24 protein-coding genes and 1 pseudogene are annotated in these 25,262 nt (G+C 60.3%); 9 read left to right on the forward strand and 16 right to left on the reverse strand.

The annotated features are described in order from the left end of the window. Nucleotides 1–80 precede the first annotated feature (80 nt). The 4 genes from dsrO (at nucleotide 81) to Q7L05_RS00895 (ending at nucleotide 5,456) form a co-directional block, all read left to right on the forward strand. Nucleotides 81–800, forward strand: coding sequence for a sulfate reduction electron transfer complex DsrMKJOP subunit DsrO (gene dsrO / locus Q7L05_RS00880; RefSeq protein ID WP_303900927.1), 720 nt, complete (start codon nucleotides 81–83; stop codon nucleotides 798–800). After that, on the forward strand, nucleotides 797–1,852 hold the full coding sequence (gene nrfD, locus Q7L05_RS00885; protein ID WP_303900928.1) for an NrfD/PsrC family molybdoenzyme membrane anchor subunit: 1,056 nt from the start codon (nucleotides 797–799) through the stop codon (nucleotides 1,850–1,852). Before dsrO ends, nrfD begins: the two co-directional genes overlap by 4 nt. Before the next feature lie 10 nt (nucleotides 1,853–1,862). Beyond that, nucleotides 1,863–4,934, forward strand: coding sequence for a molybdopterin dinucleotide binding domain-containing protein (locus Q7L05_RS00890; RefSeq protein WP_303900929.1), 3,072 nt, complete (start codon nucleotides 1,863–1,865; stop codon nucleotides 4,932–4,934). A gap of 120 nt (nucleotides 4,935–5,054) precedes the next feature. Next, nucleotides 5,055–5,456 carry a YbaN family protein gene (locus Q7L05_RS00895; RefSeq protein WP_303900930.1) on the forward strand — a complete coding sequence of 134 codons (402 nt, stop codon included), beginning with the start codon at nucleotides 5,055–5,057 and terminating at the stop codon, nucleotides 5,454–5,456. 22 nt (nucleotides 5,457–5,478) lie between these two features. Here the strand turns inward: Q7L05_RS00895 and Q7L05_RS00900 are convergent, their stop codons facing one another. The 3 genes from Q7L05_RS00900 to Q7L05_RS00910 all read right to left on the reverse strand — a co-directional run bounded on the left by Q7L05_RS00900 (nucleotide 5,479) and on the right by Q7L05_RS00910 (nucleotide 7,489). Beyond that, complete coding sequence (locus Q7L05_RS00900; protein WP_303900931.1) at nucleotides 5,479–6,162, reverse strand: hypothetical protein; 684 nt, start codon at nucleotides 6,160–6,162, stop codon at nucleotides 5,479–5,481. A gap of 98 nt (nucleotides 6,163–6,260) precedes the next feature. Further along, complete coding sequence (cynS, locus tag Q7L05_RS00905; protein WP_303900932.1) at nucleotides 6,261–6,701, reverse strand: cyanase; 441 nt, start codon at nucleotides 6,699–6,701, stop codon at nucleotides 6,261–6,263. A 59-nt stretch (nucleotides 6,702–6,760) separates the two neighbouring features. Next, nucleotides 6,761–7,489 (reverse strand): cyclic nucleotide-binding domain-containing protein, encoded by a 729-nt coding sequence (locus tag Q7L05_RS00910; RefSeq protein ID WP_303900933.1) that lies wholly within the window; start codon nucleotides 7,487–7,489, stop codon nucleotides 6,761–6,763. 196 nt (nucleotides 7,490–7,685) lie between these two features. Between Q7L05_RS00910 and Q7L05_RS00915 the strand changes: the two genes are divergently transcribed. Both Q7L05_RS00915 and gloA read left to right on the forward strand, forming a co-directional pair. Beyond that, entirely contained in the window at nucleotides 7,686–8,897 is a 1,212-nt protein-coding gene (locus Q7L05_RS00915; protein ID WP_303900934.1) for an argininosuccinate synthase, read from the forward strand. A 205-nt stretch (nucleotides 8,898–9,102) separates the two neighbouring features. Further along, nucleotides 9,103–9,486, forward strand: a complete 384-nt coding sequence (gloA, locus tag Q7L05_RS00920) for a lactoylglutathione lyase (protein WP_303900935.1) — start codon at nucleotides 9,103–9,105, stop codon at nucleotides 9,484–9,486. Nucleotides 9,487–9,656: 170 nt separating this feature from the next. On the opposite strand, the gene Q7L05_RS00925 is transcribed toward gloA, so the two are convergent. The 4 genes and pseudogenes from Q7L05_RS00925 to Q7L05_RS00940 all read right to left on the reverse strand — a co-directional run bounded on the left by Q7L05_RS00925 (nucleotide 9,657) and on the right by Q7L05_RS00940 (nucleotide 12,390). Continuing rightward, on the reverse strand, nucleotides 9,657–10,091 hold the full coding sequence (locus Q7L05_RS00925; RefSeq protein ID WP_303900936.1) for a DUF1841 family protein: 435 nt from the start codon (nucleotides 10,089–10,091) through the stop codon (nucleotides 9,657–9,659). A gap of 446 nt (nucleotides 10,092–10,537) precedes the next feature. Further along, nucleotides 10,538–11,173 (reverse strand): endonuclease III, encoded by a 636-nt coding sequence (gene nth, locus Q7L05_RS00930; RefSeq protein WP_303900937.1) that lies wholly within the window; start codon nucleotides 11,171–11,173, stop codon nucleotides 10,538–10,540. Between the two features lie 95 nt (nucleotides 11,174–11,268). Then, nucleotides 11,269–11,958: pseudogene (locus Q7L05_RS00935) on the reverse strand (AI-2E family transporter); the annotation flags it as partial. A gap of 18 nt (nucleotides 11,959–11,976) precedes the next feature. After that, complete coding sequence (locus Q7L05_RS00940) at nucleotides 11,977–12,390, reverse strand: hypothetical protein (protein WP_303900938.1); 414 nt, start codon at nucleotides 12,388–12,390, stop codon at nucleotides 11,977–11,979. A gap of 172 nt (nucleotides 12,391–12,562) precedes the next feature. Here Q7L05_RS00940 and mgtE point away from each other — a divergent pair, with 172 nt between their 5' ends. Beyond that, a complete protein-coding gene (gene mgtE / locus Q7L05_RS00945) occupies nucleotides 12,563–13,843 on the forward strand; it encodes a magnesium transporter (RefSeq protein WP_303900939.1) in 1,281 nt (426 codons plus the stop codon). A gap of 96 nt (nucleotides 13,844–13,939) precedes the next feature. Here the strand turns inward: mgtE and Q7L05_RS00950 are convergent, their stop codons facing one another. The 8 genes from Q7L05_RS00950 to metG form a co-directional block, all read right to left on the reverse strand. Next, a complete protein-coding gene (locus Q7L05_RS00950; RefSeq protein WP_303900940.1) occupies nucleotides 13,940–14,170 on the reverse strand; it encodes a hypothetical protein in 231 nt (76 codons plus the stop codon). Between the two features lie 52 nt (nucleotides 14,171–14,222). Continuing rightward, nucleotides 14,223–14,918, reverse strand: coding sequence for an electron transport complex subunit E (locus tag Q7L05_RS00955; RefSeq protein ID WP_303900941.1), 696 nt, complete (start codon nucleotides 14,916–14,918; stop codon nucleotides 14,223–14,225). Continuing rightward, nucleotides 14,911–15,570, reverse strand: a complete 660-nt coding sequence (rsxG, locus tag Q7L05_RS00960) for an electron transport complex subunit RsxG (protein WP_303900942.1) — start codon at nucleotides 15,568–15,570, stop codon at nucleotides 14,911–14,913. Before rsxG ends, Q7L05_RS00955 begins: the two co-directional genes overlap by 8 nt. Before the next feature lie 3 nt (nucleotides 15,571–15,573). Further along, entirely contained in the window at nucleotides 15,574–16,614 is a 1,041-nt protein-coding gene (rsxD, locus tag Q7L05_RS00965) for an electron transport complex subunit RsxD (protein WP_303900943.1), read from the reverse strand. A gap of 5 nt (nucleotides 16,615–16,619) precedes the next feature. After that, on the reverse strand, nucleotides 16,620–18,281 hold the full coding sequence (gene rsxC / locus Q7L05_RS00970; protein WP_303900944.1) for an electron transport complex subunit RsxC: 1,662 nt from the start codon (nucleotides 18,279–18,281) through the stop codon (nucleotides 16,620–16,622). Continuing rightward, nucleotides 18,278–18,826, reverse strand: coding sequence for an electron transport complex subunit RsxB (gene rsxB / locus Q7L05_RS00975; RefSeq protein WP_317623073.1), 549 nt, complete (start codon nucleotides 18,824–18,826; stop codon nucleotides 18,278–18,280). Before rsxB ends, rsxC begins: the two co-directional genes overlap by 4 nt. A gap of 173 nt (nucleotides 18,827–18,999) precedes the next feature. Continuing rightward, a complete protein-coding gene (rsxA, locus tag Q7L05_RS00980) occupies nucleotides 19,000–19,581 on the reverse strand; it encodes an electron transport complex subunit RsxA (protein WP_092997239.1) in 582 nt (193 codons plus the stop codon). A gap of 54 nt (nucleotides 19,582–19,635) precedes the next feature. Next, nucleotides 19,636–21,681, reverse strand: coding sequence for a methionine--tRNA ligase (metG, locus tag Q7L05_RS00985; RefSeq protein ID WP_303900945.1), 2,046 nt, complete (start codon nucleotides 21,679–21,681; stop codon nucleotides 19,636–19,638). 623 nt (nucleotides 21,682–22,304) lie between these two features. Here metG and apbC point away from each other — a divergent pair. Together apbC and dcd are read left to right on the forward strand one after the other, a co-directional pair. Continuing rightward, entirely contained in the window at nucleotides 22,305–23,399 is a 1,095-nt protein-coding gene (gene apbC, locus Q7L05_RS00990; protein WP_411293304.1) for an iron-sulfur cluster carrier protein ApbC, read from the forward strand. Nucleotides 23,400–23,617: 218 nt separating this feature from the next. Continuing rightward, nucleotides 23,618–24,184, forward strand: a complete 567-nt coding sequence (gene dcd, locus Q7L05_RS00995; RefSeq protein WP_092997248.1) for a dCTP deaminase — start codon at nucleotides 23,618–23,620, stop codon at nucleotides 24,182–24,184. A 144-nt stretch (nucleotides 24,185–24,328) separates the two neighbouring features. Here the strand turns inward: dcd and Q7L05_RS01000 are convergent, their stop codons facing one another. After that, complete coding sequence (locus tag Q7L05_RS01000) at nucleotides 24,329–25,234, reverse strand: DUF3108 domain-containing protein (protein ID WP_303900947.1); 906 nt, start codon at nucleotides 25,232–25,234, stop codon at nucleotides 24,329–24,331. Nucleotides 25,235–25,262 lie beyond the last annotated feature (28 nt).

Raw genomic sequence — 25,262 nt, forward strand, 5'->3', positions numbered from 1 at the left:
GCGGTTAACCACAATACCCTCGTGATCGTGACGGGGGTTAGCCTTGATGTGCATCAAGCATACGAGACGAGGTTGGCCCCATGGATACATCCCGCCGTAACTTCTTCAAAGGTATCGCCGTCGGAGCAGCGGCGACAGCCGTTGCTCCGAGCCACGCCGCCACCGAACGTCCCACGGGCGACTCCCGCCAGCGCTGGGGTATGGTCATCGACCTGCGTCGCTGCATCGGCTGTCAGGCCTGTACCGTTGCCTGTGGTACCGAAAATCGCACTCCGCTTGGCAGCTATCGCACCGTGGTCTCCCAGTATGAGCTCAGCGAGGGCGGCCGGCCACGCCGCGCCGTACTGCCGCGTCTTTGCAATCATTGCGAGGACCCGCCCTGCATCCCGGTCTGCCCGGTGGATGCCACCTTTCAACGTGCCGACGGCATCGTGCTGGTGGATAACACCCGCTGCGTCGGTTGCGGCTACTGCGTTCAGGCCTGTCCCTACGATGCGCGCTTCATCAATGCAGAGACCGGTACGGCCGACAAGTGCACCTTCTGTGCGCACCGTGTCGATGCGGGACTGCTGCCGGCCTGTGTCGAGACCTGCGTCGGCGGGGCCCGCGTGTTCGGTGACCTCAATGACCCCAAGACTGCGGTCTCGCAGTTGATCGCAGAACATCGCGTCAGCCGTCTCAACGAACAGGCCGGCACCGAACCGCAGGTTCGTTACATCGGCCTCGACGGGAGGCTGCAAAGCAAGGTGGAGGGAGTGCCGGCCCCGCTGCGTGCATCCCTTGAGGAGGTGATGTCATGAATCCCGAAGTGCTTCAGTTGACTGGCTTCAGTCAGCAACCCGCCTGGTTGCCCTGGGCCGTACAGTACTTCTTCATCATCGGCCTCAGTGTCGGTGCCTTTCTGATTACGCTGCCGGCCTACGTGCTGCGATGGTCACCTGATCAGCGGGCAGCCCGAGCTGCGCTGCTGGTTGCCCTGACTACTGGTCTGGCGGCGCCGGTTGCGCTCCTCGCCGACCTGCATCAGCCGGATCGGTTCTGGCATTTCTACGCCTTTGGACAGGCCGGTTCCTGGATGGCGTGGGGATCGTTCTTCCTGCCGGCCTATGTAGGACTGCTGACTCTCTACGGCTGGCTGGCACTGCGGCCGGAGTTGGCTCAGCGGGCCCGGGACCCTGGTCCGGTTGGTCGCGTTGCCGGATTGCTGGCAGGCTCCGGGGTCGAATTGCCACGCGCACGGCGTAGTGTGGGCTGGGTGACTGCAGTCGCTGCAGCCCTGGTTGCCCTCTATACCGGCGCGGAAGTGGCGGTGGTTGCAGCCCGACCCCTTTGGCATTCGGCGCTGCTGCCGGTGGTCTATCTCACCACCGGGATCGCCGGCGGTGCCGGGTTGGCACTGCTGTTTGTCGGCCGCTTCGAGACACCGAGACGGACACTTTTTCGCTGGCTATGGGCTGCTCTGGCGCTTACCGGGCTCACGGTGCTCGCCTGGATGCTGGGGGTCAGCGGTAGCGGCACGGCTCACGCGCTGTTGCGACTCGCTACCGAATACCGCCCGGTGTCCTTCGGACTCTGGCTGCTGTTCGGCTTGCTACTGCCGCTGGTGCTGGCCTGGTTCCATCGTGCGCCGATAGCAGCCGGCTTGCTGGCAATTTCCGGCGCCTGGATGTGGCGCTGGGAGATCTTCATGGCCGGACAAGGTATTCCGAAAAACGACGTCGGATTTTATGGCGTTCACCTGTCGCTCGGGCCCGAAGGCCTGTTGGGTATCGTCGGTACGCTTGGACTATGGGTGCTGATCGCGCTGGCGTTGACCGCGCTGCTGCGTCCCACCGCTAATGTACAAGGTTGAGGAGTCTCCCATGAGCAAGAATCGTCGTCAGTTCATCAAGGGTATGGGTGCAGTGGGTGCCCTGGCTGCTTTCGGTATCGGTTACAGCCACACTGCCGATCAATTTCTGAAGGGCTTCCTGGATCGCACCCGCGCCAATGATCCCTTCGCGGGTAATGCCCCCCAACCCGAATACCAGGTTGACCCGGTGACCGGTCAGGTCCGGCTCAATCCGGCGCAGCAGGTGTCGTACACGGTATGCATGGGGTGCACCACCCTGTGCGGTGTTCGGGTTCGTATCGACAAGGCCAACGACCAGGTTTTGCGGGTTAGCGGCAATCCCTACCACACCCTGTCCGCTGATCCGCACCTGCCGTACGAGACCTCGGTGCTGGAGAGCTTCGCCGGGGTGAGCCGGCACAAGGAACGGGGGCTGGAAGGCCGCGCCACTGCCTGTGCCCGCGGCAATGCGGTGTTGGCCAAGCTCGACAGTCCACAGCGGGTGCGCGTACCGCTGAAGCGGATTGGCAAACGCGGCGCCGGGCTATGGGCACCGATCTCCTTCGAACAGCTGGTCGAAGAGGTAGTCGAGGGCGGTGACCTGTTCCGGGAAGGCGACGTCGGGGGGCTGCGGGCGATTCGTGATGTGGAGACCCCGCTCGACCCGGAGCAGCCCGAATTGGGGCCGAAGTCGAACCAGATGGTGTTCATGTCGGCCTTCAACGATGGTCGTCTGGCCTTCGCCAAGCGCTTTGCCATCAAGAGCTTCGGCACTCGTAATTTCGCCGGCCACCGCTCCTACTGCGGGCTGTCGATGCGCTCGGGCTATGCCGCGCTGCTCGACAACTGGAAGGCGCAGCCGCACCTGAAGCCGGATTTCGCCAACTCCGAATTTCTGCTGTTCATCGGCACCTCACCGGGCAATGCCGGTAACCCGTTCAAACGCCAGGGTCACCTGATCGCGAAAGGACGCAGCCGTGGCCTCAAGTACGTGGTGGTCGATCCGGTGCTGACCAATGCCGACAATATTGCAGCCGAGGACAACGGCCGCTGGTTGCCGATTCGGCCCAACACCGACGGCGCCCTGACCATGGGCATGATCCGCTGGATCATGGAACAGGACGCCTACGACGCCAGATTCCTGGCCAGCCCCAATCCCGCGGCCGCGACCAGGGTGGGCGAAGCAAGCTGGTCCAACGCCACTCACCTGGTGATCGTCGAGCCGGGCGCTGATTTCGGGCGCATGCTGCGTGGCTCAGACCTCGGCCTCGAGCCGAAAGGAGGTGATGACGATCCGTTTGTGGTGGCGGACGAGATGGGGAAACTGCACTCCCACACGGCAGGTGATCGCGGCGAGCTGTTCTACCAGGGGCAAGCTCCGTTGGCCGAAGGCGGTGAGGTGGCGGTTGCCACCAGTCTGGCGCTGCTGCGTGAGGCCGCCTTCGAGCACACACTGGCGGAATACGCCGATGCCTGTGATATTGCCGAGGCCGAGATTGCCGAACTCGCCCGTGAGTTCACCAGTCACGGAAAGCGCGCCGCGGTGGATACCCATGGCGGTACCATGGGCAGCAACGGCTTCTATGCCGCCTATGCCATCGTCATGCTCAATGCCCTGATCGGCAACCTCAATCATCAGGGTGGTACCAGTGCCGGTGGTGGTCGCTTCAAGGATGTGGCGCCGGGGCCACGCTACAACCTGGCCACTTTCAAGGGCATGCAGAAGCCCAAGGGTGTCGGTCTCGGCCGCAACGGTTTTCCGTACGAGAAAACCACCGAGTTCAAACGCAAGCAGGCGGTTGGCAAGCCCTACCCGTCGGAGGCACCCTGGCTCCCTCTCAGCCCGAACATGAGTTCGGAGTTCCTGCCGGCCATGCTCAATGGTTATCCCTACAGCGCCAAGGCACTGATCCTCTGGAGTACCAACCCGGTCTATGGGGTGTCCGGCATGACGGAACAGGTAAGGGAGCGGCTCGCCAATCCAAAGGTCGTGCCACTCATCGTTTCCATCGATCCGTTTATCAATGAGACGAACCAGTACGCCGACTATATCGTTCCCGATTCGGTACTCTACGAGAGCTGGGGCTGGGCGAGCGCCTGGGGTGGCCATCTGGCCAAGGTCAACTCTGCCCGCTGGCCTGTGGTCGAACCGCGTCAGGCGCGTGCGGCTAACGGGCAGGTAATGGAGATGGAAAGCTTCCTTATTGCGGTCGGCAAGCGTATGGGGCTGCCGGGCTATAGTGCCGGTGCGATTACCGATAGTGACGGTAACGAGTATCCGATCGAGCGGGCTGAGGACTGGTATCTGCGGGCAGCGGCCAACATTGCATTCGACGGCACGCCGGTACCCGATGCCGACGATGACGAGATCGCCGCCACCGGTGTTACCCGCCTCTTGCCGGAACTGAAACGGGTGCTCAAGCGCGAGGAGTGGCGCAAGGTGGCTTACCTCTATGCCCGCGGTGGGCGCTTCGAGGACCCGGAAGCGGCCTATGATGATAAATTTCTCCGCAAGCGCTACCCGCGGGCGATGCAGCTATACAATGAGCAATTGGCTCTGGCGCGCAATAGCCTTACCGGCAAGCGCTATCGGGGCACCCCGTATTGGCAGCCACCCGTGCTTGCCGATGGAACGCCACTGGAAGAGGTCTACCCGGCTGAGGTATGGCCGTTGCGGGTTGTCAGTACCAAATCGCAGTTGCAGTCATCGCACACCATCGGGACCGCACGGCTGCAGCAAATCCAGCCGGCCAATCCTATCGGGTTGCACTACGACGATGCCGCGAAGCTCGGCGTAAAAACCGGCGACCACATCCGGGTAGTCAGCCCCGAAGGCAGTGTGGAGGGGGTTGTCCTGGTCCGTGGCGGGATACAGCGCGGCGTGATCGGGATCGAGCACGGTTTCGGTCACCGGGAGCTCGGAGCACGGATGCATCGGCTGGGTGAAAACCCGTTGCCGAAGGCAGTCGCCGCCGGAGCCGGCGTCAACCACAACGAACTCGGCTGTCCGGAACCGCACCGCCCCGGAGTCACCTTCCTGACCGACTGGGTAGTGGGCAACGTCGCCAGGCAAGGGTTGCCGGCACGTATCGAGTTCATTTGAGACTGAGCGGGGGCGCCAGGAGGGTGGAACCCTCCCTGGCGTTCCGACAGGTCGATTGCGACACCCACTGACCCATCGTATACTTTACTTACCAACTGGGAATTCGGCTGATTTGCCTGAATGAAGTCTACGCGAAACATATGCTGGCCCTTTGCTCTCCTGGCCTATCTCTTCACGGGATTGGCCCTGGCCGGTATCGCCTTGCCCGGACTGCCGACCGTGCCGTTTCTGCTGGTGGCTGCATGGGCCGCCAGCCGTGGCTCCAAAAGACTGCGGTGTTGGCTGGAAGCGCACCGCCATCTGGGGCCTCTGTTGTACTGCTGGGAGCAGGAGCGCGCGATACCGCGGCGTGCCAAGCAGATGACGGTACTGCTACTTTTCCCGAGTTGGTTCTGGATCGCCTGGGTCAGTAGTGGGACGGCCGTGCCGGTCGCCATGGCGGTTCTGTTTATGACGGTGGCAGTGTACGTGGTGACGCGGCCCAATCCGACTCAACCCGTCCGCTTGTCTGCAGGAGAATAGCCCTCCGCAGCGGCTGGTCGTTTTACGACGGCCGAGTGGCCAACCAGATGGTGTGCCGGGCGCCCTTTTTCGGGCCGTGGGCCCGCGCTATCGTCTCCTCGACATCGAACCCGACCTGTCGCAGGCGATCGGCGAAAGCCCCGTCGGGACCTGCCGACCAGATAGCCAGTACCCCCGCAGACCGCAGCGCGTCGAAGGCGGCTTCCAGTCCCTTGAAGGAGTAGAGCCAGTCGTTTTTACGACGGGTCAGGCCCTCCGGGCCGTTGTCCACGTCGAGCAGGATGGCATCGAATGCACTCTTCTCGCGTTTCAGAACCACCCCGACATCGCCGCCATGCACGACAGTGCGCGGATCCTCGAGCGGGTGTCCGGCCAGAGCGCCCAACAGTTCCCGGTTCCATTGCACCACCGCCGGCACCAGTTCGGCCACCGTCACTTCGGCACCGGGCGGGAGCTGCTTCAGTGCCGCCGCGAGGGTGAAGCCCATGCCCAATCCACCGACCAGCACCCGCGGTCTGGCCCGATCGGCCACCTGCGAGCAGGCCCGTTCGGCCAAGGCGTCCTCGGAACCATGGAGCCGACTGTTCATCAGCTCACCACCGCCGCCGGATACCAGAATCGAGTACTCTTCGCGACGCCGGTAAAGCCGAAGTTCACCCCGTTCGCCGGTAACGGGCGCGGTATCCAGCAGTTCCCAGGGGGTCACGAGGAAGTCCGGTCGATACAGCAGAGGCTGCTCGATCCTTGCGGACCGGCAGTTCCGGTGGAGTGGCGCATTTGGGGATGGACGTCCACAGTGGGCTCTTACCAGCTTTTGTAAGGCAGGAATTTTCCGTTCATGGTGACCACCACGCGGTCACCGGCCGGGTTCTCCTCCTTGTCGATGTCCATTGAAAAATCGATGGCGCTCATGATCCCGTCACCGAACTTCTCGTGGATCAGTTCCTTGATGGTCTCTCCATAGACACCGACGATCTCGTACCAGCGATAGATCACCGGATCGGTCGGGATAGCCTGGTCCCACCGCTTGTGCGGGAACGCCTGCAGCGCAGTGGATACCTCGGCGGGCAGATTCAGTACCTCACAAAGCTTGTCGGCAAATTCCGGCTTGAGGCTGTTCATGCCCAGACAGGCCGAGGTGAGGAATACCGGGGCCAGACCGGCCTCTGCGGCAATGGCCTCCCACCCCAGGCCGGACCGGGCTTTGGCGGCCATGATCACTTCGGTCATTTCCAGTTTTTTCATGGTTTATCTCCTGGTTGCAACCTGATGGGAGCACCTTCGCAGATTTCCGGCGCCATTCATCAGCGATCGGTAAGGACGAAAAATTCCTCCTCCAGCTCATCGAGGATATTGTCGACCTTGCAGAAGCGGCGAAGCGCATCGATATCGTGGATGTGAACTTCATCTTCCGTCACATCGACACCTTCATTGCGCAGGGTGACAATGGCCCGGGACATGCTCTCCGGTGTCATGTGCAGGCGGGCGGCAATCAGCTTCTTGACAAAGGGAAGTGCCAGCGTGTTGCTGTCGCCTTTTTCCACCAGGCCCAGCAGGTAGATCCCCAGCCGCTGTGCCGCCGTCCTCAGGCGCAGGTCCTTTACGTGCCGGACCATTTGCCGATACTGGTTTGCCAGCGAGGCGACCATGGTCAGCGCCAGTTGCGATTCGTCCGATACCAGCTGGCGCAACAGTGCACTCGGGACCAGCAGGACTTCGACATCGGTGATGGCCTGGGCCGACATGAGGTACGGCTTGGAGGTCAGTACGGCCGCCATCAGGAAGCAGTCGACAGGTTGCAGCAGCTCGATGATCGTCTCCCGGCCATCGAGAGAGCTGGTTGTCATTTTAACGGTTCCGTCGAACAGCACATGCAGGTGATCGGGCTTGTCGCTGGCCTTGAACAGGAAGTTCTTGGGACCGTAGGAGGCAGGAACCGCCTCCTGGCTAAGTGCTTTTAGCACCCCGGCGGAGAGGTCGCAGAAAAGCGGTACGCGACGTAGCGCCAGTTCGATATCACTCGGGTTTTGCATACCATGAGCCCTTATAAGGCGGTTATAGTGTGGCGTTATGATGCAGTAATCTCAACAAAGAACAAGGACAGTCTTTGACTGTGACAGGATCCATTGGTGCCCCCGTTTCGCCGTCTCTCAGCCCTGCGGTATACTTGTAGCCAATGAAAACGCCCGCGTTGCGGGCTTTTTGCATCTTTAGCCATCGGGAGTCCCCATGTCCGAGATCAAGAAAGTCGTGCTTGCCTATTCCGGCGGCCTCGATACCTCCATTATCCTCAAATGGCTCGAGGATACCTACCATTGCGAGGTGGTGACCTTTACCGCCGATATCGGTCAGGGCGAGGAGGTCGAACCGGCACGCGCCAAGGCCCAGGCCATGGGCGTCAAGGAGATCTACATCGAGGACCTGCGTGAGGAGTTTGCGCGCGATTACGTCTTCCCGATGTTCCGGGCCAATGCTATCTACGAGGGTGAGTATCGGCTTGGTACCTCCATCGCGCGGCCGTTGATCGCCAAACGCCTGGTGGAGATTGCCAACGAGACCGGGGCCGATGCGATCTCTCACGGCGCGACGGGCAAGGGTAACGACCAGGTGCGTTTCGAACTGGGCGCCTATGCGCTGAAGCCGGATGTGAAGGTGATTGCACCCTGGCGGGAATGGGACCTGCTCTCGCGTGAAAAGCTGATGGCCTACGCCGAGGAGCACGGCATTCCGGTAGACTTCAAAAAGGGCAGGAAGTCCCCCTATTCCATGGACGCCAACCTGATGCACATCTCCTACGAGGGCGGCATCCTGGAGGACCCGTGGGCCGAACCGGAAGAGGAAATGTGGCGCTGGACAGTCGCACCGGAGGCAGCACCGGACAAGCCAACCTTGCTGGAGTTGACCTACGAGAAGGGTGATATCGTCGCCATCGATGGCAAGCCGATGACACCCGCCCAGGTAATGGAGTCCCTCAATAAGGTGGGCGGCGAGAACGGCATCGGGCGGGATGATCTGGTCGAGAACCGCTACGTCGGCATGAAGTCCCGCGGCTGCTACGAAACCCCCGCCGGAGCAATCATGTTGCGTGCCCATCGGGCCATGGAGTCCCTGACCCTCGACCGTGAAGTGGCGCACCTGAAAGATGAACTCATGCCCAAGTATGCCGAGATCATCTACAACGGTTATTGGTGGAGTCCGGAGCGGCAGATGATGCAGAAGATGATCGATGCCTCGCAGGAAAACGTCAACGGCAAGGTTCGCGTCAAGCTTTACAAGGGCAACGTCATCATTGCCGGCCGCCAGTCCGACAGCGACTCACTGTTCGACGAGAGCATCGCCACCTTCGAGGATGATGCCGGCGCCTACGATCAGAAAGACGCCGAAGGCTTCATCAAGCTGAACGCCCTGCGCCTGCGCATCGCAGCCCGTAAACGCGGCTAAACTGCATTTCTAACCGCCAAAGAAATGATTTGGACCGCGGAGACGCGGAGTGCGCTGAGATTCGCAGAGGATTACAGTTAACGGAACCGTAGCCCGGTTTATTTCCTCTGCGGTCCTCCGCGTACTCTGTGCCTCTGCGGTGAATCTGTCAGTTGTTCTTTGCGCTCTTGGCGTCCTTTGCGGTAAATCGCTTTTGGAGGTTCTGATGCGGATTTTGCACACCATGCTACGGGTAGGCGATCTCACTCGCTCCATCGATTTCTACACCAACGTGCTCGGGATGAAGCTCCTCCGGCAAAAGGAGTATCCGGAGGGGGAGTTCACCCTTGCGTTCGTTGGCTACGGGGAGGAGTCGGAGCAGGCGGTTATCGAATTCACCTACAACTGGGGCGTCGATCATTACGACCTCGGCGACGGGTACGGCCACATCGCCCTGGAGGTGGAGGATGTCTATCAGGCGGCCGAGGCGATCCGGGAGCGTGGCGGCAAGATCCTGCGCGAACCCGGCCCCATGCATGCCGGCACCACCATTATCGCCTTCGTGGAAGACCCCGACGGCTATGCCATCGAGTTGATCGGCAAGAAGTAACGGCGATATCTCACCGCAGAGACGCGGAGAGCGCAGAGGAACGCAGGGTTTTTGAAAGGGTGAGCGCGAGCGCCGTCTGGCTTCCCTCTGAATTCGATTCTTGTGGCTTGATGGGGTTCGTTGTACTCACCCCATCCTACGCGCCTCTGCGGTGCAACAGCTGTTGACGTTTACTTACCCTTGGCCACCCGCCGGATGCAGTCGAGGTAGGCACGTTCGTCGGGTTCACTGCCGTGGCGGTGGGCGGACCAGAGCATTTGCCCCAGGCACTCCATCAGGCGATGTTCCGCCTCATGGATGTCTCCCACTTTCTTTAGCGCCTTTTTGTACAGCCGGGCGATACCCTCGGGCCGGTCGGTACTGATCTGCTCATGGATGGCCAGGTGCATGCCCATGTGCAGGAAGGGGTTGGACTCGCCGCTTTCGGGCGTGTAATCGCGCTCCAGCACACCGGCGCTCTCCAGCGCTTTCTGATACTCCGGGTGCATTTCCACCACCGCTACGATCTGCGCCTCCAGCGGCTCCAGGGGAGCTCCCTCACGCCGTTTTTGCCACGCCTCCCGGTAGGCGGCCCGCATCGTGTTTCTGTCGTTTCCGAAAATCATGGTGCGGAAGTTAACCGCAAAGCCGTAAAGAAAAAAGAAATTTCACCGCAAAGGCGCAAAGAGCGCAAAGGGGCGCAGAGATCTTTGAATTATGTTCAGCTGCTTTCACCGTCGGCGATATGCAATCGCGGCGAGCGCCGCTCCTACCAAGCAGCCTTTCGATTCTCCATGCGAATCTCCGCGTACTCTGCGCCTCTGCGGTGCAATCGGGGGTGTCTAGTCCTCGGTCTAAAGAAAAGAATCTGCACCGCAGAGACGCGGAGAGCGCAGAGGGGCGCAGAGTTCCTTGAAATAATGGTCAGTTGCTTTCACCGTCGGCGATATGCAATCGCGGTGAGCGCCGCTCCTATCGAAGCAGCCCTTCGATTTTTCCCTGCGAAACTCCGCGTACTCTGCGCCTCTGCGGTGCAGGTTTAGTGTTCTTTGCGCCTTTGCGGTTCGAATTTTCAGTCCTCGGTCTTGTGTTTGTATTCGCAGAGGTCTTCGATGAGGCAGGCTCCGCAGCGAGGTTTGCGGGCAACGCAGACGTAACGGCCGTGAAGGATGAGCCAGTGGTGGGCGTCGTGCAGGAACTCTTTGGGGACCAGGCGCAGCAGGCGCTTTTCCACTTCCAGAACGTTCTTTCCGGTGGCGATGCCGGTGCGGTTGGATACGCGAAAGATGTGTGTATCCACCGCAATGGTGGGTTCACCAAAAGCGGTATTGAGCACCACATTGGCGGTCTTGCGGCCGACGCCGCGGAGCGCTTCGAGGGCGTCGCGGTTGTCCGGCACCTCGCCGCCGTGTTTCTCCACCAAAGCCCGGCAGGTCTTAATGATGTTGGCAGCCTTGGAATTGAACAGGCCAATGGTCTTGATGTACTCCTTCAGCCCCTCTTCCCCCAGCTCGAGGATGGCGCCGGGTGTGTTGGCCACGGCAAACAGTTTGGCCGTGGCCCTGTTGACGCCGCGGTCGGTGGCCTGGGCCGACAGAATGACGGCAATCAGCAGCTCGAAGGGGGTGGAGTAGTTCAGTTCGGTCGTGGGGCTGGGGTCGTTGTCCCGCAGGCGACGGAATATCTCGGTACGTTTTTCGCGGTTCATCGGGGATCGGGTCGGTCAGAAAGCGAGGTGTCATCATAAATGTAAAATCGTGCGACTGCCCCGGTTTCATGCAGGACGTGCCCAACGCCCCCTGTTCACTCCTTGCCATGCTGCGTCGAATCCTCTCCATCTTTTTCGCCACCCGGATACAGTGCTTCGCTGTCAGCGAGGGGTACCTGGGAGCGGGGGATTCCTCGATCTCCGAGGACCTGTTCCACATAAAGCATCTTTACCAGCACGATCGTCAGTGCCATCAGTGGCGTGGCCAGGATCAGCCCGATCGCTCCGGCCATCGCCAGAAGAATGACCTCTGCCAGGATGGTCAGTGCCGGCGGCATATAGACAGTGCGATGGTAGATCACCGGCGAGATCACGAGGCTCTCCAGCTGCTGCACGATCAGGTAGACCACAGCGACCCAAAATGCCAGCTCAAGGCCCCCGGTAAACCCGATCAGGATAGCCGGCAATGCAGCGACAATCGGACCGATGTAGGGCACGAAATCGAGCAGGCCGGCAATAATGGCGAGCAGCATCGCCAACGGCACGTCCAGGGCCCACAGGCCAACGAAAGTCAGCAAGCCGACGGCGATCATCTTGAGGAGGGTCCCGAATAGCCACCAGCGCAGGGTCGCCCCGGTGGCCGCCAGCACCTCGGCGGCACGGGGACGACGGGACAGTGGGACCAGGTGCAGTATCCCGTTGATATACAGCCGGGGGTCGAACGACAGGTAGATGGTAACGAAGATCAGAATAACGATGCCGGCGAAGACCTGAACGGCTGTATAGGCAAGCCCGGTGGCTCGTCACAGCACCTTTCCCATTCCGTTCTGCTCTTCCAGCTCCTCTTGCGTCGGCAGGAGATCCAGCAGCCATTCTCCCCAGGCGCGTTCACGCAGCGCTTCATGGATGGCCCCAATCGCCTCTGGCAGGCGCTGCTGTAATTGTGCGGCCTGTTCGGTAACTTGAGGCGCCGCCAGAACCATCACCCCCGCTAGCATGAACAGGCCCCCGCCCAGCACCAGCATGAGGGCCCATTTGTCGCCCATTCCGGTGTGAGTGGCCACCCAATCCGATGACGTGCGCAGGACGATGGCCGCCAGTATGGCGGCAAAGGTCAACAGTAGCGCTTCCATTGCCCACCACAGCAGCAGCAAGAGCAGCAAGAGCCCGATGACAACGCTTGCGCCGATCAGGACGCGGAGTGCAAAGGGTTGCATCTGGTGGCGGTCCTTTCGCTTCGTGTGGCACCTGCGACCGCAAATCCTTGCGACTGTAAAGGAGGACAGGCGACGCTCTCTTCAAGATGGTAGCCGCGTTTTCCGCGATCCCCGATCGGCGGAGTCTGCAAGCTGATAGGCTATAGGCATCAAAGTGGACATCGTTCAAAGCATGGTTAGCAAAACGGAACCCGTAGATCGATTTGATCAGGCCGAGGCGTTACGGCGCATGGAGCCACCCGAGCGGGCGGACCGAATCTCCCGCATGCCGCCGGAGCAGGCACGAGCTGCCTTCGAGCAGCTTGAGGCGCCCTTGCAGGAAGAGCTCCTTGCGCACCTGCGGGATGCTCAGGTGTACCGGTTCATGGAGGATCTTGATCCTGATGACCGGGTCCGGCTGCTGGATCAGCTACCAGAGCCGGTGAGCAGGGCACTCATCGCCCGACTGAGCCCCCGGGAGCGGCGCTTCACCCATAAGCTCCTCTCATTCCCGCAAGAGACCGCGGGACGGATCATGACGCCGGAATACCTCTCGCTTGACCCCGCGTTGACCGCGGCGGCGGCTCTGGACAGGGTCCGAAGGGAGGGGGCCGGGGTGGAAACCGTCAACGCACTGCCGGTGCTGGGGCCGGGCGAGCAATTTGTCGGACTGGTGATGTTAAGTGATCTGGTCATGGCGGAAGCAGATCGGACGGTCAGCGAACTGCTGGATGCCTCGGTTCCCACGGTGGGACCGGACACTGATCAGGAGCAGGTGGCGCGGTTGATCCAGGTTGCGGACCTGCTGGCACTTCCAGTGGTCAGCGCCAGCGGGCGCCTGCTCGGGCTGATTACCGTCGATGACGCCATGGATGTGCTGCAGTGGGAGCAGGAGGAGGATATTGCCCGCGCCGGTGCCCGGGAGCCGCTCGACCGACCCTATTTCGCCACCACGCTCATGGGCCTTACCCGTGCCCGACTCCTGTGGCTGGTGCTGCTGGCGCTGGCCGGTGCCGTCACGGTCCAGGTGCTGAACGTGTTCGAACCACTGCTGGAGCAGGTGGTCACGCTCTCCCTGTTCATTCCGCTGCTGATTGGTGTGGGTGGTAATAGTGGTGCCCAGTCGGCGACTACGGTGATTCGCGCTATGGCTACTGGCGAGATGAACAGAGGGCATGGAATGCAGGTGATTTTCCGCGAAACCCGCGTTGGTTTATTGCTCGGTACCGCCGTTGCGCTGCTGGCCTACTTCCCCGTGGCCTTTGTCTTCAGCTTTCCGCTGGCGGCAACCGTCGCCCTGGCTCTTACTGTCATTTGTACCGGAGCCACCTTCGTCGGTGCCGGCATGCCCCTGCTCGCCAGTCGACTCGGTATTGATCCGGCCGTGGTGAGTGCTCCGGTGGTTACCACGATCGTCGATGCCGGCGGCCTGCTGCTCTATTTTCTCATCGCCCGGGTGATCATGGGGCTTTGATGTGACCCGAATGTTTGACGAATTTACCGCGAGACGTAAAGAGAGCTAAGTAGCCTGGCTTGGTGCTCGTTGCGTCTTTGCGGTTGCTGTTTCCAATCAGTCCCGCTCCTCTTCGTCTTGGGGTGCGGAGTGGGTAGTGATGTCGCCGCGAATGGTGTGATACCAGATCAGCGGTTCGTCACGGAGCAGAGCGGTGAATGCCCCCAAATCCTGGCTGGAGAGGTGATTTAGAATGCCTTCACTCCCGTCTTCCAGTTTGAGATGGATGGCGCCCCGGCGCTCCTGGTGATGCCAGGTGAGGTTATAATTTTGGACCTTTTTCCACATGGTGTTTCTCCTTTGGCCTTATAGGGGTGTTGGGCTGAAGCCGACCCACGGCTCAGGCGGTGGGTTCTGCCGCGGGTTCTACAGGTGCGGGAGCTGTTTTGCTGCGTTCGGTAATCTTTTTATCAACCACATTTTTCAAGGCGATCAGCAGGCCCAGGCCAATAAAGGCTCCGGGCGGCAGGATGGCGAGCAGAAAACCCCGGTAGTCGGTAATGACTGTGATGGCCAGGTCGCGGGCGCCTTCACCGAACATCAGGTGGGCTTGGGCAAAGAGGGTGCCGGAACCGACGATCTCCCGCATGCCACCGAGCAGGACCAGGGCCATGGTAAAGCCGAAACCCATGGTGAGGCCGTCGACCAGGGCCGGGCCGGCGGCGTTTTTGGAGGCGAACGCCTCGGCGCGGCCGAGGATTGCGCAATTGGTGACGATGAGCGGGATAAAGATGCCGAGAATCTTGTAGAGGTCGTGGAACCAGGCGTTCATGGTCAACTCCACCGCGGTGACAAAGGAGGCGATGACCAGAACGAATACGGGAATCCGCACCTCGGGTCGAACCAGATGCCGAATCAGCGAAACCGTGACGTTCGAGGAGACCAGTACCAGTGTGGTCGCCAGCCCCAGTCCGAGACCGTTGACGAAGGTCGAGGTAACCGCCAGCAACGGGCAGAGTCCCAGAATCTGTACGAACGCGACGTTATTTTTCCAGAAACCATCGGCGGCGATCTGACCGTAGGCGCTATCAGCCATGCTCCTCGTCCTCCTCCTGCTCGTCTGCCTCCGCTGCGCTGTTCCGTTCGAATAGCATCTCGCGGTTGTTTTGGAAATAGATCAGGGTGTCGTGAACCGCATTCACTACTGCCCGAGGGGTAATCGTGGCTCCCGTGAACTGATCGAATACCCCGCCGTCTTTCTTTACCGCCCAGTTGGAGGGTCGCGGTTGCTCCAGGGAGCATCTGTCGAACTGCAGGATCCAGTCGGAGCGTTCGGCTTCGATTTTGTCACCCAGCCCCGGGGTTTCCTGGTGGCCCAAAACCCGTACCCCCGCGAGGGTGCCATCGATATTGATAGCCACGAGAAGCCGAATATTGCCCCCATAGCCTTCCGGGGCAACGGGAGCAAGAACCGCAGCCACCGGTTCACCGTCACGGCGTGCCCGATACACAGGCACCGGCCGCGAAGTGCCCAGACGCGGGTCCGTGACATAGGTGACATCCTCAAACAGATCATTGTCATGGCGTTTGGGAGGAACCAGTTGGTGAAGCAAACTCAGCAGTGCTTCCCGCTCGTTTTGAGCAATACGCTCCACTGTCACGCTATGGGTGAGCGCAACCAGGCCGGTTCCCGCAATGGCGAAAACCCCCAGCAGGAAGGCACCGAGCAGCATGTTCTTTAGCGGCATCGCTCAGTCCTTTCGAATATGGCCGTAAACGCGGGGCTGGGTGTAATAGTCGATGGTCGGTGCGGCCATATTCATCAACAGTACTGAAAACGCGACAGCATCGGGGAAGCCGCCAAAAGTGCGGATGAGATAGATCAGTGCGCCGGCCCCGGCCCCGAACACCAGGCGCCCTTTGTTGCTGGTGGCGCCGGATGTTGGATCGGTGGCGATAAAAAAGGCGCCTAGCAACACACCGCCGCTGGCGATATGGAACACCGGTCCCGGATATTGACCGGCATCGAAAAAGTGGAAGAAGCCCGCCAGCAGAAACAGCATGCCGAGCAGGCCGACCGGCGCATGCCAGGTGATGACGCGCCGTGCGAGCAGCCACAGCCCGCCGAGCAGGAAGAGACCATTGATGACCTGCCAGCCGGTACCACCGAATTGGGCAAATAGGGGGCTTGCGGAGCGGATTTCATTGACCGTTTGACCCAGGCTCAACTGGGTTTTCATCTCGTCCAGCGGCGTGGCGGCAGTAATGCTGTCGAGAGTGAGTCCGACGGGAAGATTGCCGGTGAATACGTAACTGAGCATGGCGCCGAAGCCGAGCTCGCCGCTACGCAGCGACTCCGGCGCCAGCCAGGTGGTCATCTCGACCGGAAAGGAGATGAGCAGCGCCACGTAACCCACCATGGCAGGGTTGAAAGGATTAAAGCCGAGGCCGCCGTAAAGTTGCTTGGCGATAATGATGGCGAACAGAATGCCGACCGTTGTCAGCCACCAGGGGGAGAGTGGTGGCAGAGCGAGCCCCAGGAGCAAGGCGGTCACCAGCGCGCTGCCGTCGCTGAGGGCCGGCCGCACCGGTGCGCCTCGCCAGGCGAGTATGGTGGCCTCAGCGCTCAGGGCGAACACCGCGGCGATGCCGATGTTGAGCAGCACGCCCGGCCCGAATAGCCAGACATAGGCGAGGGTCGCCGGAATCAGTGCATAGACTACCGCCAACATTACGCCCGTGACGTTTTGAGGATTGTGGGCGTAGGGTGAACTGGAATTAATCTCGGCCATTGGGGCTATTTTTCCTCTTTTCCGCCGGATGCGCCGTTCGGTGCCTGGTCCTTGAGTGCTTTTTCGCGACGGGCCTTGGCTTCGGCCAGCTTGCGTCGTTGCTCTTTCGTCAGATCCTCGGTGTTTTTGGGTTGGGTTCCGGCACCCTCTTTTTTGGCCTTTGCGCGCTCCATGGCGGCCTTGATGGCATCTTTTTTCGCATTGTCGCCCGTGCCCTGGTCTCCTTTCACGGCGGCCTTTTTTCTGGCCATACGTGCGGCCCGTTCGGCCTTCTCGCGCTCGATGCGGGCGGTGCGGAATTCATGGCGCTCGCGTGCCAGGTCGGACGCCTTCTTCTCCCGCTCCTGGGACCAGATCTCGGTTTTGGCGAAGCGATAGAATTGCACCAGCGGCAGATTGGAGGGGCAGACATAAGCGCAGCAGCCGCATTCGATACAGTCGAACAGGTTGTAATCCTGAACCTTGTCGAAATCCTTGGCGCGGGCATACCAGTAGAGTTGCTGTGGCAGCAAGCTCACCGGGCAGGCCTCGGCGCAGGCACCGCAGCGGATGCAGGGGCGGACCGGGCCGCGGGAGGCGTCCATCTCCCGCGTGGCGGCGAGAATGCAATTGACCGTCTTGACGACCGGCGCCTCGCGATGTTGGAGGGTAAAGCCCATCATCGGGCCCCCGACAATGAGGCGCTCGACATTGGCGGAGAGGCCGCCCGCTTGCGGAAGGAGTTCTTCTATCGGGGTGCCTATGCGGACTTCAAGGTTGCGCGGGCGTTCTACGCCGCCGGTCAGGGTGACAATGCGCGAAATGAGCGGCTCGCCCAACTCCACCGATCGGTGCACGGCGGCTGCTGTGGCCACATTGTGACAGACGACGCCGATATCCAGAGGCAGTCCCTGGGAAGGGACCTCCTTGCCCGTGACTACCTTGATGAGCTGCTTCTCTCCGCCCATCGGATAACGGGTGGGGACTTCAACGACCTCGATGTCATCGATGTCCAGCCGCTCAAGGGCCTCACGTACGGAGGCGATTGCCTCCGGTTTATTATCCTCAATGGCGATCAGGCTTTTGCTCGCCTGCAGGGCGTGGCGCATGATGCGTGCGCCGGCGATGATTTCGTCGGCACGCTCGCGCATTAACCGGTCGTCGCAGGTGATGTAGGGCTCGCACTCGGCGCCGTTAAGGATCAGTGTATCAACGGCGGTACGGGCGCCGGGGTTGAGTTTGATATAGGCCGGGAATCCCGCTCCACCCAGACCGACGATGCCGGCATCACGGATGATGTTCCGCAGGGCGCTCGGATCGAGAGAGTGATAATCCTCGACCGGATGGCGTTCGCACCAGACATCCTCACCGTCGGTTTCGAGCACAATGCACAAGGCCGGCAGTCCGGAAGGGTGGGCGACCGGGCGATCTTCGATCGCAAGGATGGTCCCGGAGCTGGAGGCGTGCACGGCAGCGCTGACAAACCCCTTGGCCTTGGCCAGCATTTCGCCCTTCAGTACCTTCTGTCCCGCTTCGACCAGAGGCTCGGCGGCCGCGCCAATGTGTTGATGCAGGGGGATGATCAGCCGATTGGGGATTTCGGCCGCAGCAACGGCCTCACCGACCGACAGCTCTTTATGCCCCGGCAGGTGAAGACCTCCGGGGAAATTCGACAGCTGGCGGCTCATCGCTTCCGCTGCTCCACGACCACCGGATAGGGCCACTTCCAGGTTTGGATGGTCTCCTCCAACGGCTTCATCTCGATACAGTCGACCGGGCACGGATCGACGCAGAGTTCACACCCGGTACACTCGCTTTCGATGACGGTGTGCATTTGCTTGGCGGCCCCGAGGATGGCGTCCACCGGGCACGCCTGCACGCACAGGGTACAACCGATACAGGTATCCTCGTCGATGACCGCAACCATCTTGGGCTGCGGCTTGCCTTCTTCGTCCAGCGCGATCGGGTCGCGCCCGAGCAGATCCGCCAGGGCCAGCATGGTGTTCTCGCCCCCCGGCGGACACAGGTTGATCTCCGCTTCACCCGCCGCAATGGCCTCGGCATAGGGGCGACAGCCGGCATAGCCGCACTGCCCGCACTGGGTTTGCGGCAGGATGGAATCGATCTGATCCACCACCGGGTCTTCCTCGACCTTGAAGCGCACGGCCGCATAGCCGAGCAGCAGCCCGAAGACGATGGCGAGACCGGCGATGGCGAGAATGGCAGTCAGCATGTCCAGCATTGCACCGCAGAGACGCAGAGTACGCGGAGATTCGTAGAGGTTTGCTGAAAGGAAGCCAAGGTTTCGCTTCCCTGATATGTTGATTTTTCTCTGCGTCTCTCAGCGCCCTCCGCGCCTCGGCGGTGCATCTTTTTTTCTCCGTATTCCCTGTGGTTCATCGAAGTTCAACCTTTGACCAGACCCGAGAAGCCCATGAATGCCATCGACATCAGGCCGGCGGTAACCAGGGCAATGGCCGGCCCGCGAAAGGCGACCGGAACATCCGCCACCGCAATGCGTTCGCGCATGGCGGCAAACAGTACCAGCACCATCGAGAACCCCGCAGCGGCACCAAAGCCGTAGACAGCCGATTGCAGGAAACCGTGCTGCGCCTGGGTGTTCAGCAGTGCCACGCCCAATACTGCACAGTTGGTGGTAATAAGCGGCAGAAAAATACCCAGCACCTGGTAGAGAAGCGGTGAGGTCTTGTGCACTACCATCTCGGTAAACTGCACAACCACCGCAATCACCAGAATGAAGCTGATGGTGCGCAGGTACTCCAATCCCAGCGGTGCCAGCAAATATTCGTTCACCAAATAGCTGCACACGGAGGAGAGGGTCAGCACAAAGGTGGTGGCGAGCCCCATGCCCGTGGCCGTTTCGAGCTTCCGGGATACGCCCATGAAAGGGCACAGCCCCAGGAATTTCACCAGGACGAAGTTGTTGACCAGCACCGTGCTGACCAGGATGAGAGCGTATTCAGTCATATGGGAATGACAATACCTGACTAGTTTAGTAAAGCAAGCATGGGCAAGAGTTCCCTATTTTACCCGCATACCCGGTTCGGCGCCGTCGTCCGGTTGCAGGATGAATAGATCTTTACCGCCCGGCCCCGCGGCCAGCACCATCCCTTCGGAGACGCCAAAACGCATCTTGCGCGGGGCCAGATTGGCCACCATCACGGTCAGGCAACCCACCAGCTCCTCCGGCTGATAGGCGGACTTGATGCCCGCGAAGACGTTGCGGGTCTCGCCTCCCAGGTCAAGCGTAAGGCGGAGCAGTTTGTCCGCGCCCTCCACAGGTTCAGCCTTGGCGATCCGCGCGATACGCAGGTCCACCTTGGCGAATTCGTCGAAAGTGATCGTCTCCGCGATGGGGTCCTTGGCCAAAGGTCCCGACGCCGGCCGGGGCTTTTCGGTCGGCTGGGCAGCAGCCAGATCCTCTCTCGAAGCCGCGATGAGGGCGTCCACCTTGTCCTTTTCCACCCGTGTCATCAATGGCTTGAATTTCCCGATGGCGTGGTTCACTAGTGGTGTCTCGAAGTTGTTCCAGGTCAGCGGGCTGATGTGCAGGAAGGCTTCCGCCTTCCCGGCCGTTTCCGGTAGCACCGGCTTGAGGTAGTTCATCAGTACCCGGAACAGGTTGATGCCGACAGAGCAGATATCGTGTAGTTCCTGCTCGCGTCCCGCCTCCTTGGCCACCACCCACGGCTTTTTGTCGTCGATGTACTCATTGGCGCGGTCCGCTAGCTGCATGATGGTACGCATGGCGTGACTGAACTCGCGGGCTTCGTAGTGGGCGGCGATCGACTCGCCGGCGGTGACGAAATCCCGGTAGAGTTCCGGCTCGCTCAGATGTGCGGAGAGTCTCCCATCGAACCTCTTGGCAATGAACCCGGCGCACCGGCTGGCGATATTCACCACTTTGCCCACCAGGTCCGAGTTGACCCGCTGCTGGAAATCTTCGAGGCTGAGGTCCAGGTCCTCGATGCCGTCACTGAGTTTGGCCGCGAAGTAGTAGCGCAGGTATTCCGGATTCAGATGGTCGAGATAGCTGCGAGCCATGATGAAGGTGCCGCGCGATTTGGACATCTTCTGTCCGTCTACAGTAAGAAAGCCGTGACACCAGACGGCGTTTGGTAACCGGAATCCGGCGCCATGCAGCATCGCCGGCCAGAATAGCGTGTGAAAGTAGGCGATATCCTTGCCGATGAAGTGGTACAGCTCGCAGTTGGCATGGGGACCCCACCAGTCGTCGAACTCCAGGTCCTCACGTTTGCTACAGAGGTTTTTGAAGGATCCCATGTAGCCAATCGGCGCATCCAGCCAGACATAGAAGAATTTGCCCGGCGCGTCGGGGATCTCGAAGCCGAAATAGGGGGCGTCCCGAGAGATATCCCAGTCCTGCAGCCCGGCATCAAACCACTCCTCGAGCTTGTGGGCGATAGCCTCCTGGAGGTGTCCGCTGCCGATCCAGTAGCGGAGCATGCCTTCGAAATCCGCCAGCTTGAAAAAGAAGTGTTCCGATTTCTTTTCAATCGGCTTGGCGCCGGAGATGGCCGAAACGGCATCTTTGAGCTCCGTCGGCGTATAGGTGGCGCCGCAGACCTCGCAGGAGTCGCCGTATTGCTCTTTCGCAGCGCAGCGCGGGCAGGTCCCCGTGATGAAGCGATCCGGCAGGAACATCTCCTTTACCGGATCGAATGCCTGGGTGATGGTGCGGGTTTCGATATGCCCGGCGTCACGCAGTCGTGTGTAGATGATTTCGGCACATTCCCGATTCTCGTCGGAATGGGTGCTGTGATAGTTGTCAAAGCCGATATTGAAGCCGGCGAAATCCTCTTGATGCTCCCGGCTCATGCGTGCCACGAGCTCTTCCGGAGAAATTCCCTCCCTCTGGGCTCGCAGCATGATCGGTGTGCCGTGGGCGTCGTCGGCACACACGTAGAGGCACTGGTGCCCCCGCTGGCGCTGAAATCTCGCCCAGATGTCGGTCTGGATGTATTCCACCAGGTGGCCAAGGTGGATCGGACCATTGGCGTAGGGAAGGGCGCTGGTCACCAGGATTTTGCGATGTTTGTCGGCCATCGGGGTGGGGAGATTTCCGTTGCTTGAAAAAGAGGGATACAGTACCAAATTATGGGTTACGACCGCCAGCGAGCGGGTGAGACAAGCAGGGTAAACGCATACTCACATTTTTTGATGCCGGCGAGCGAACTGAGTCCTTGTAGCAGGTACGCTGTGAATACGACCTACAGGGATGCAGGAAGCGAAGATTATGCAGGAGCAATCATCTTTCATCCGTGTACACTCGACGGCAGCATCCCTCGACAAGTGGGCTCCTGCATTGTCTGACACCGCCGTCCGTGGCGGCGTGCTGCCGACGACCTGCTATCAAGGACTTACACCGCTCGTTTTTAAGGATGCGGTTGCCCTGATGAGGCAAGGTGAGTGAACCTCTAGCCTTCGATCGTAGGACGTGGAAGAGGCAGAAGCCGCGAACCGATCACGGCTCAGACTTGGGGATAATCGCCCCTCAGGCCGCTACTACGCGGCCCTGAGGAATATCGTTATTGTCGATAATCGCGGCAAAGGCTTCCGTACCGGCCGGTGGTTTGCGACACTAATGAATCTCTGCGATAATTTCCGATTGAATTACTCAGTTATTATGTCCGGGCGCATGGCGCCGGCAAAAAACCCAGGAGAGAATGATGGCACAGGTGTCGCAGTCGCAGGTTGAAGAGGCGCTCAAAGGCTACTCCGATCCGTACCTTGAAAAGGACGTGGTCTCCGCCAGGGCCGTGAAAGACATCCAGATCGACGGCGGCAAGGTGAAAATCGTCGTCGAGTACGGTTTCCCGATGAACGGCTACCGTGACGAGGTTTCCGGCAAGCTGAAGGGGCTTGTCGAACAGGTGGAGGGCGTTGATAGCGCCGAAATCGAGATCGATACCCGCATCGTCTCCCATGCTGCCCAGAAGGGTGTCAAGCACATCAAGGGCGTAAAGAACATCATCGCCGTCGCTTCCGGCAAGGGCGGCGTCGGCAAGTCCACCACTTCGGTGAATCTGGCGCTGGCGCTCGCCGCCGAAGGCGCTACCGTGGGTCTGCTGGATGCGGATATCTACGGCCCCAGCCAGCCGCGCATGCTCGGCGTTCACGACAAAAAGCCGGATTCGCCGGACGGCCATACCCTGGAACCCATCGTGAATCACGACATCCAGTCCATGTCCATCGGCTATCTGATCGACGAAGATACGCCGATGATCTGGCGTGGCCCGATGGTGACGCAGGCCCTGGAGCAGCTGCTGAACGACACCAATTGGCGTGAAGTCGATTACCTGGTAATTGATCTGCCACCGGGTACCGGTGATACGCAGCTGACCCTGGCGCAGAAGGTCCCGGTCTCGGGCTCGGTGATCGTCACCACCCCGCAGGATATCGCTCTGCTGGATGCCCGCAAGGCCTACAAGATGTTCGAGAAGGTAGAGGTGCCGGTGCTGGGCGTGGTGGAGAACATGTCCATCCACATCTGCTCCAATTGCGGCCACGAGGAACACATCTTCGGCGAGGGCGGCGGCCAGTCCATGGCGAAGGAGTATAACGTGAACTTCCTCGGTGCCCTGCCGCTGGACATCTCCATCCGTGAGGAGACCGACAGCGGCACGCCGACCGTAGTGGCCCATCCCGACGGCCGGATTTCCCAGATCTACCGGGATATCGCTCGCAAGGTGGGTGCCAAGCTTGCCGGCCAGGCGAAGGATTACAGCGCCCGTTTCCCGAAGATCGTCATCCAGAACGACTGACACCGATCTGAAGCTAACGGCCTTAACCACAGAGGGCACAGAGACACGGAGAACGGCCTGGTTGCGTGAAGGCCTCCGTGAACTCTGTGTTCTCTGTGGCTCATCCCTTTTGGGAACCATCTCCTCGCTCGCTCCCCGGGGTCAAAACTCAGGCTTGTCCGGGCTCCCCTTTTCCCTGTATCTTTGATGCCTTTCCCTTGGGCGTTTCAAATTTTCCCATGAGCATCAAGTGCGACAAGTGGATCCGCCGCATGGCGGCAGAGCAGGGCATGATCGAGCCGTTCGAGGCCGGTCAGGTCCGGGAGGTGAACGGTAACCGGATCGTTTCCTACGGAACTTCCAGTTACGGCTATGACGTGCGCTGTGCCGATGAATTCAAGATCTTCACGAATATCAACTCGGCGATTGTCGATCCGAAAGGATTCGACGAGTCCAGCTTCGTCGACGTGAAGTCGGACGTCTGCATTATCCCGCCCAACTCCTTCGCACTGGCCCGCACGGTGGAGTATTTCCGCATTCCACGCAGCGTACTGACCATTTGCCTCGGTAAGTCGACCTATGCGCGCTGCGGCATCATCGTCAACGTAACGCCATTGGAACCCGAGTGGCAGGGGCATGTGACCCTGGAATTCTCCAATACCACGCCGCTGCCGGCCAAGATCTACGCCAACGAGGGCATTGCGCAGATGCTGTTTCTCGAATCGGATGAAGTATGCGAGACCTCCTACCTGGATCGAGGCGGCAAATACCAGGGACAGCGCGGTGTAACGCTGCCCGTCACCTGAAGCGGCTTTCGACGCTAGGGCACTTCTATAAATTCGTCATTCCCGCGAAAGCGGGAATCCAGCCATTGATTTACTGGGCTCCCGCTTTCGCGGGAGTGACAAAAAATGAATTTTTAGAGGTTCCCGGTAGACTGCGGGAGCGGATTATTCCTGGCGTTCCAGTTTGGTGATATAACTGGTGGCCGTGTAATCCTTCTTTTCCTGGACGAGCTGTACCAGCGTGTAGTCGAGCGCCGGAGCAACCCAGAGGGTGACATCCTCCCTTTGGACCTTCAGTGTCTGATAGGTACCGAGAGGGGTCTCCAACTGCTCCTGCCCGATCACATCGAACCGATAGGTCTTGATCTCTCCCCGATCGGCGAAGGTGTACTCGAGGTGCTTCTCCCCCTCCGAGAGGTCGCGCTCAAGTGCGACCTGGTATAGCAGCTTGTCGAGAATCCCCGGTCGCACGGCCACCTTCGTCTCTTTACCTTCGCGGAGATAGGTGACGACCTCTTCCTTCCAGTCGAAGCGCATGCGCTCGACAGAGTCGTCATTGCCGCCCGTGTGTTTCGCCTGAAAGTCCAGGGGGATGAGGGTGCTATTCTGAGAGCGCCAAAGGCTCCTTTCGGTAAGTCGGTGATCCTTGAAAAGGGCAACCAGCCCTGTGGTGTAGAGCGATGACTCCATCAACCAGGTATCGTCGGGGCGCTTCTCGAGTTTGCGGGTCATTTCGCCAACCTTGAGTCCGTTGGCATGAACCGTGTACAGGGCCTCGTAGGGCTCGGGCGCATAAGTGGGCTTGGCCCCGGCGGGACTCGCCAGCAGTGCCACCAACAGAGCCGTCGTCAAAGCAAAATATGCCACGTTCAGGGTCAACTCCCATTTGAGGTCCAACTCGGGTTGTATCACAGGGTAACCGCATACTCCCACTTTTGATGCCGGCGAGCGAACCAAGTCCTTGATAGCCGGTACGCTCTGAATACGACCTACAGGGATGTAGGAAGTGAAGATTTTGCAGGAGCGATCATCTTTCATCCGTGTACGCTCGACGGCAATATCCCTCGACAAGTGTGCTCCTGCATTGTCGAACACCGCC

This window comes from Thiohalomonas denitrificans (assembly GCF_016841685.1).
Classification (GTDB): Bacteria; Pseudomonadota; Gammaproteobacteria; order Thiohalomonadales; family Thiohalomonadaceae; genus Thiohalomonas; species Thiohalomonas denitrificans_A.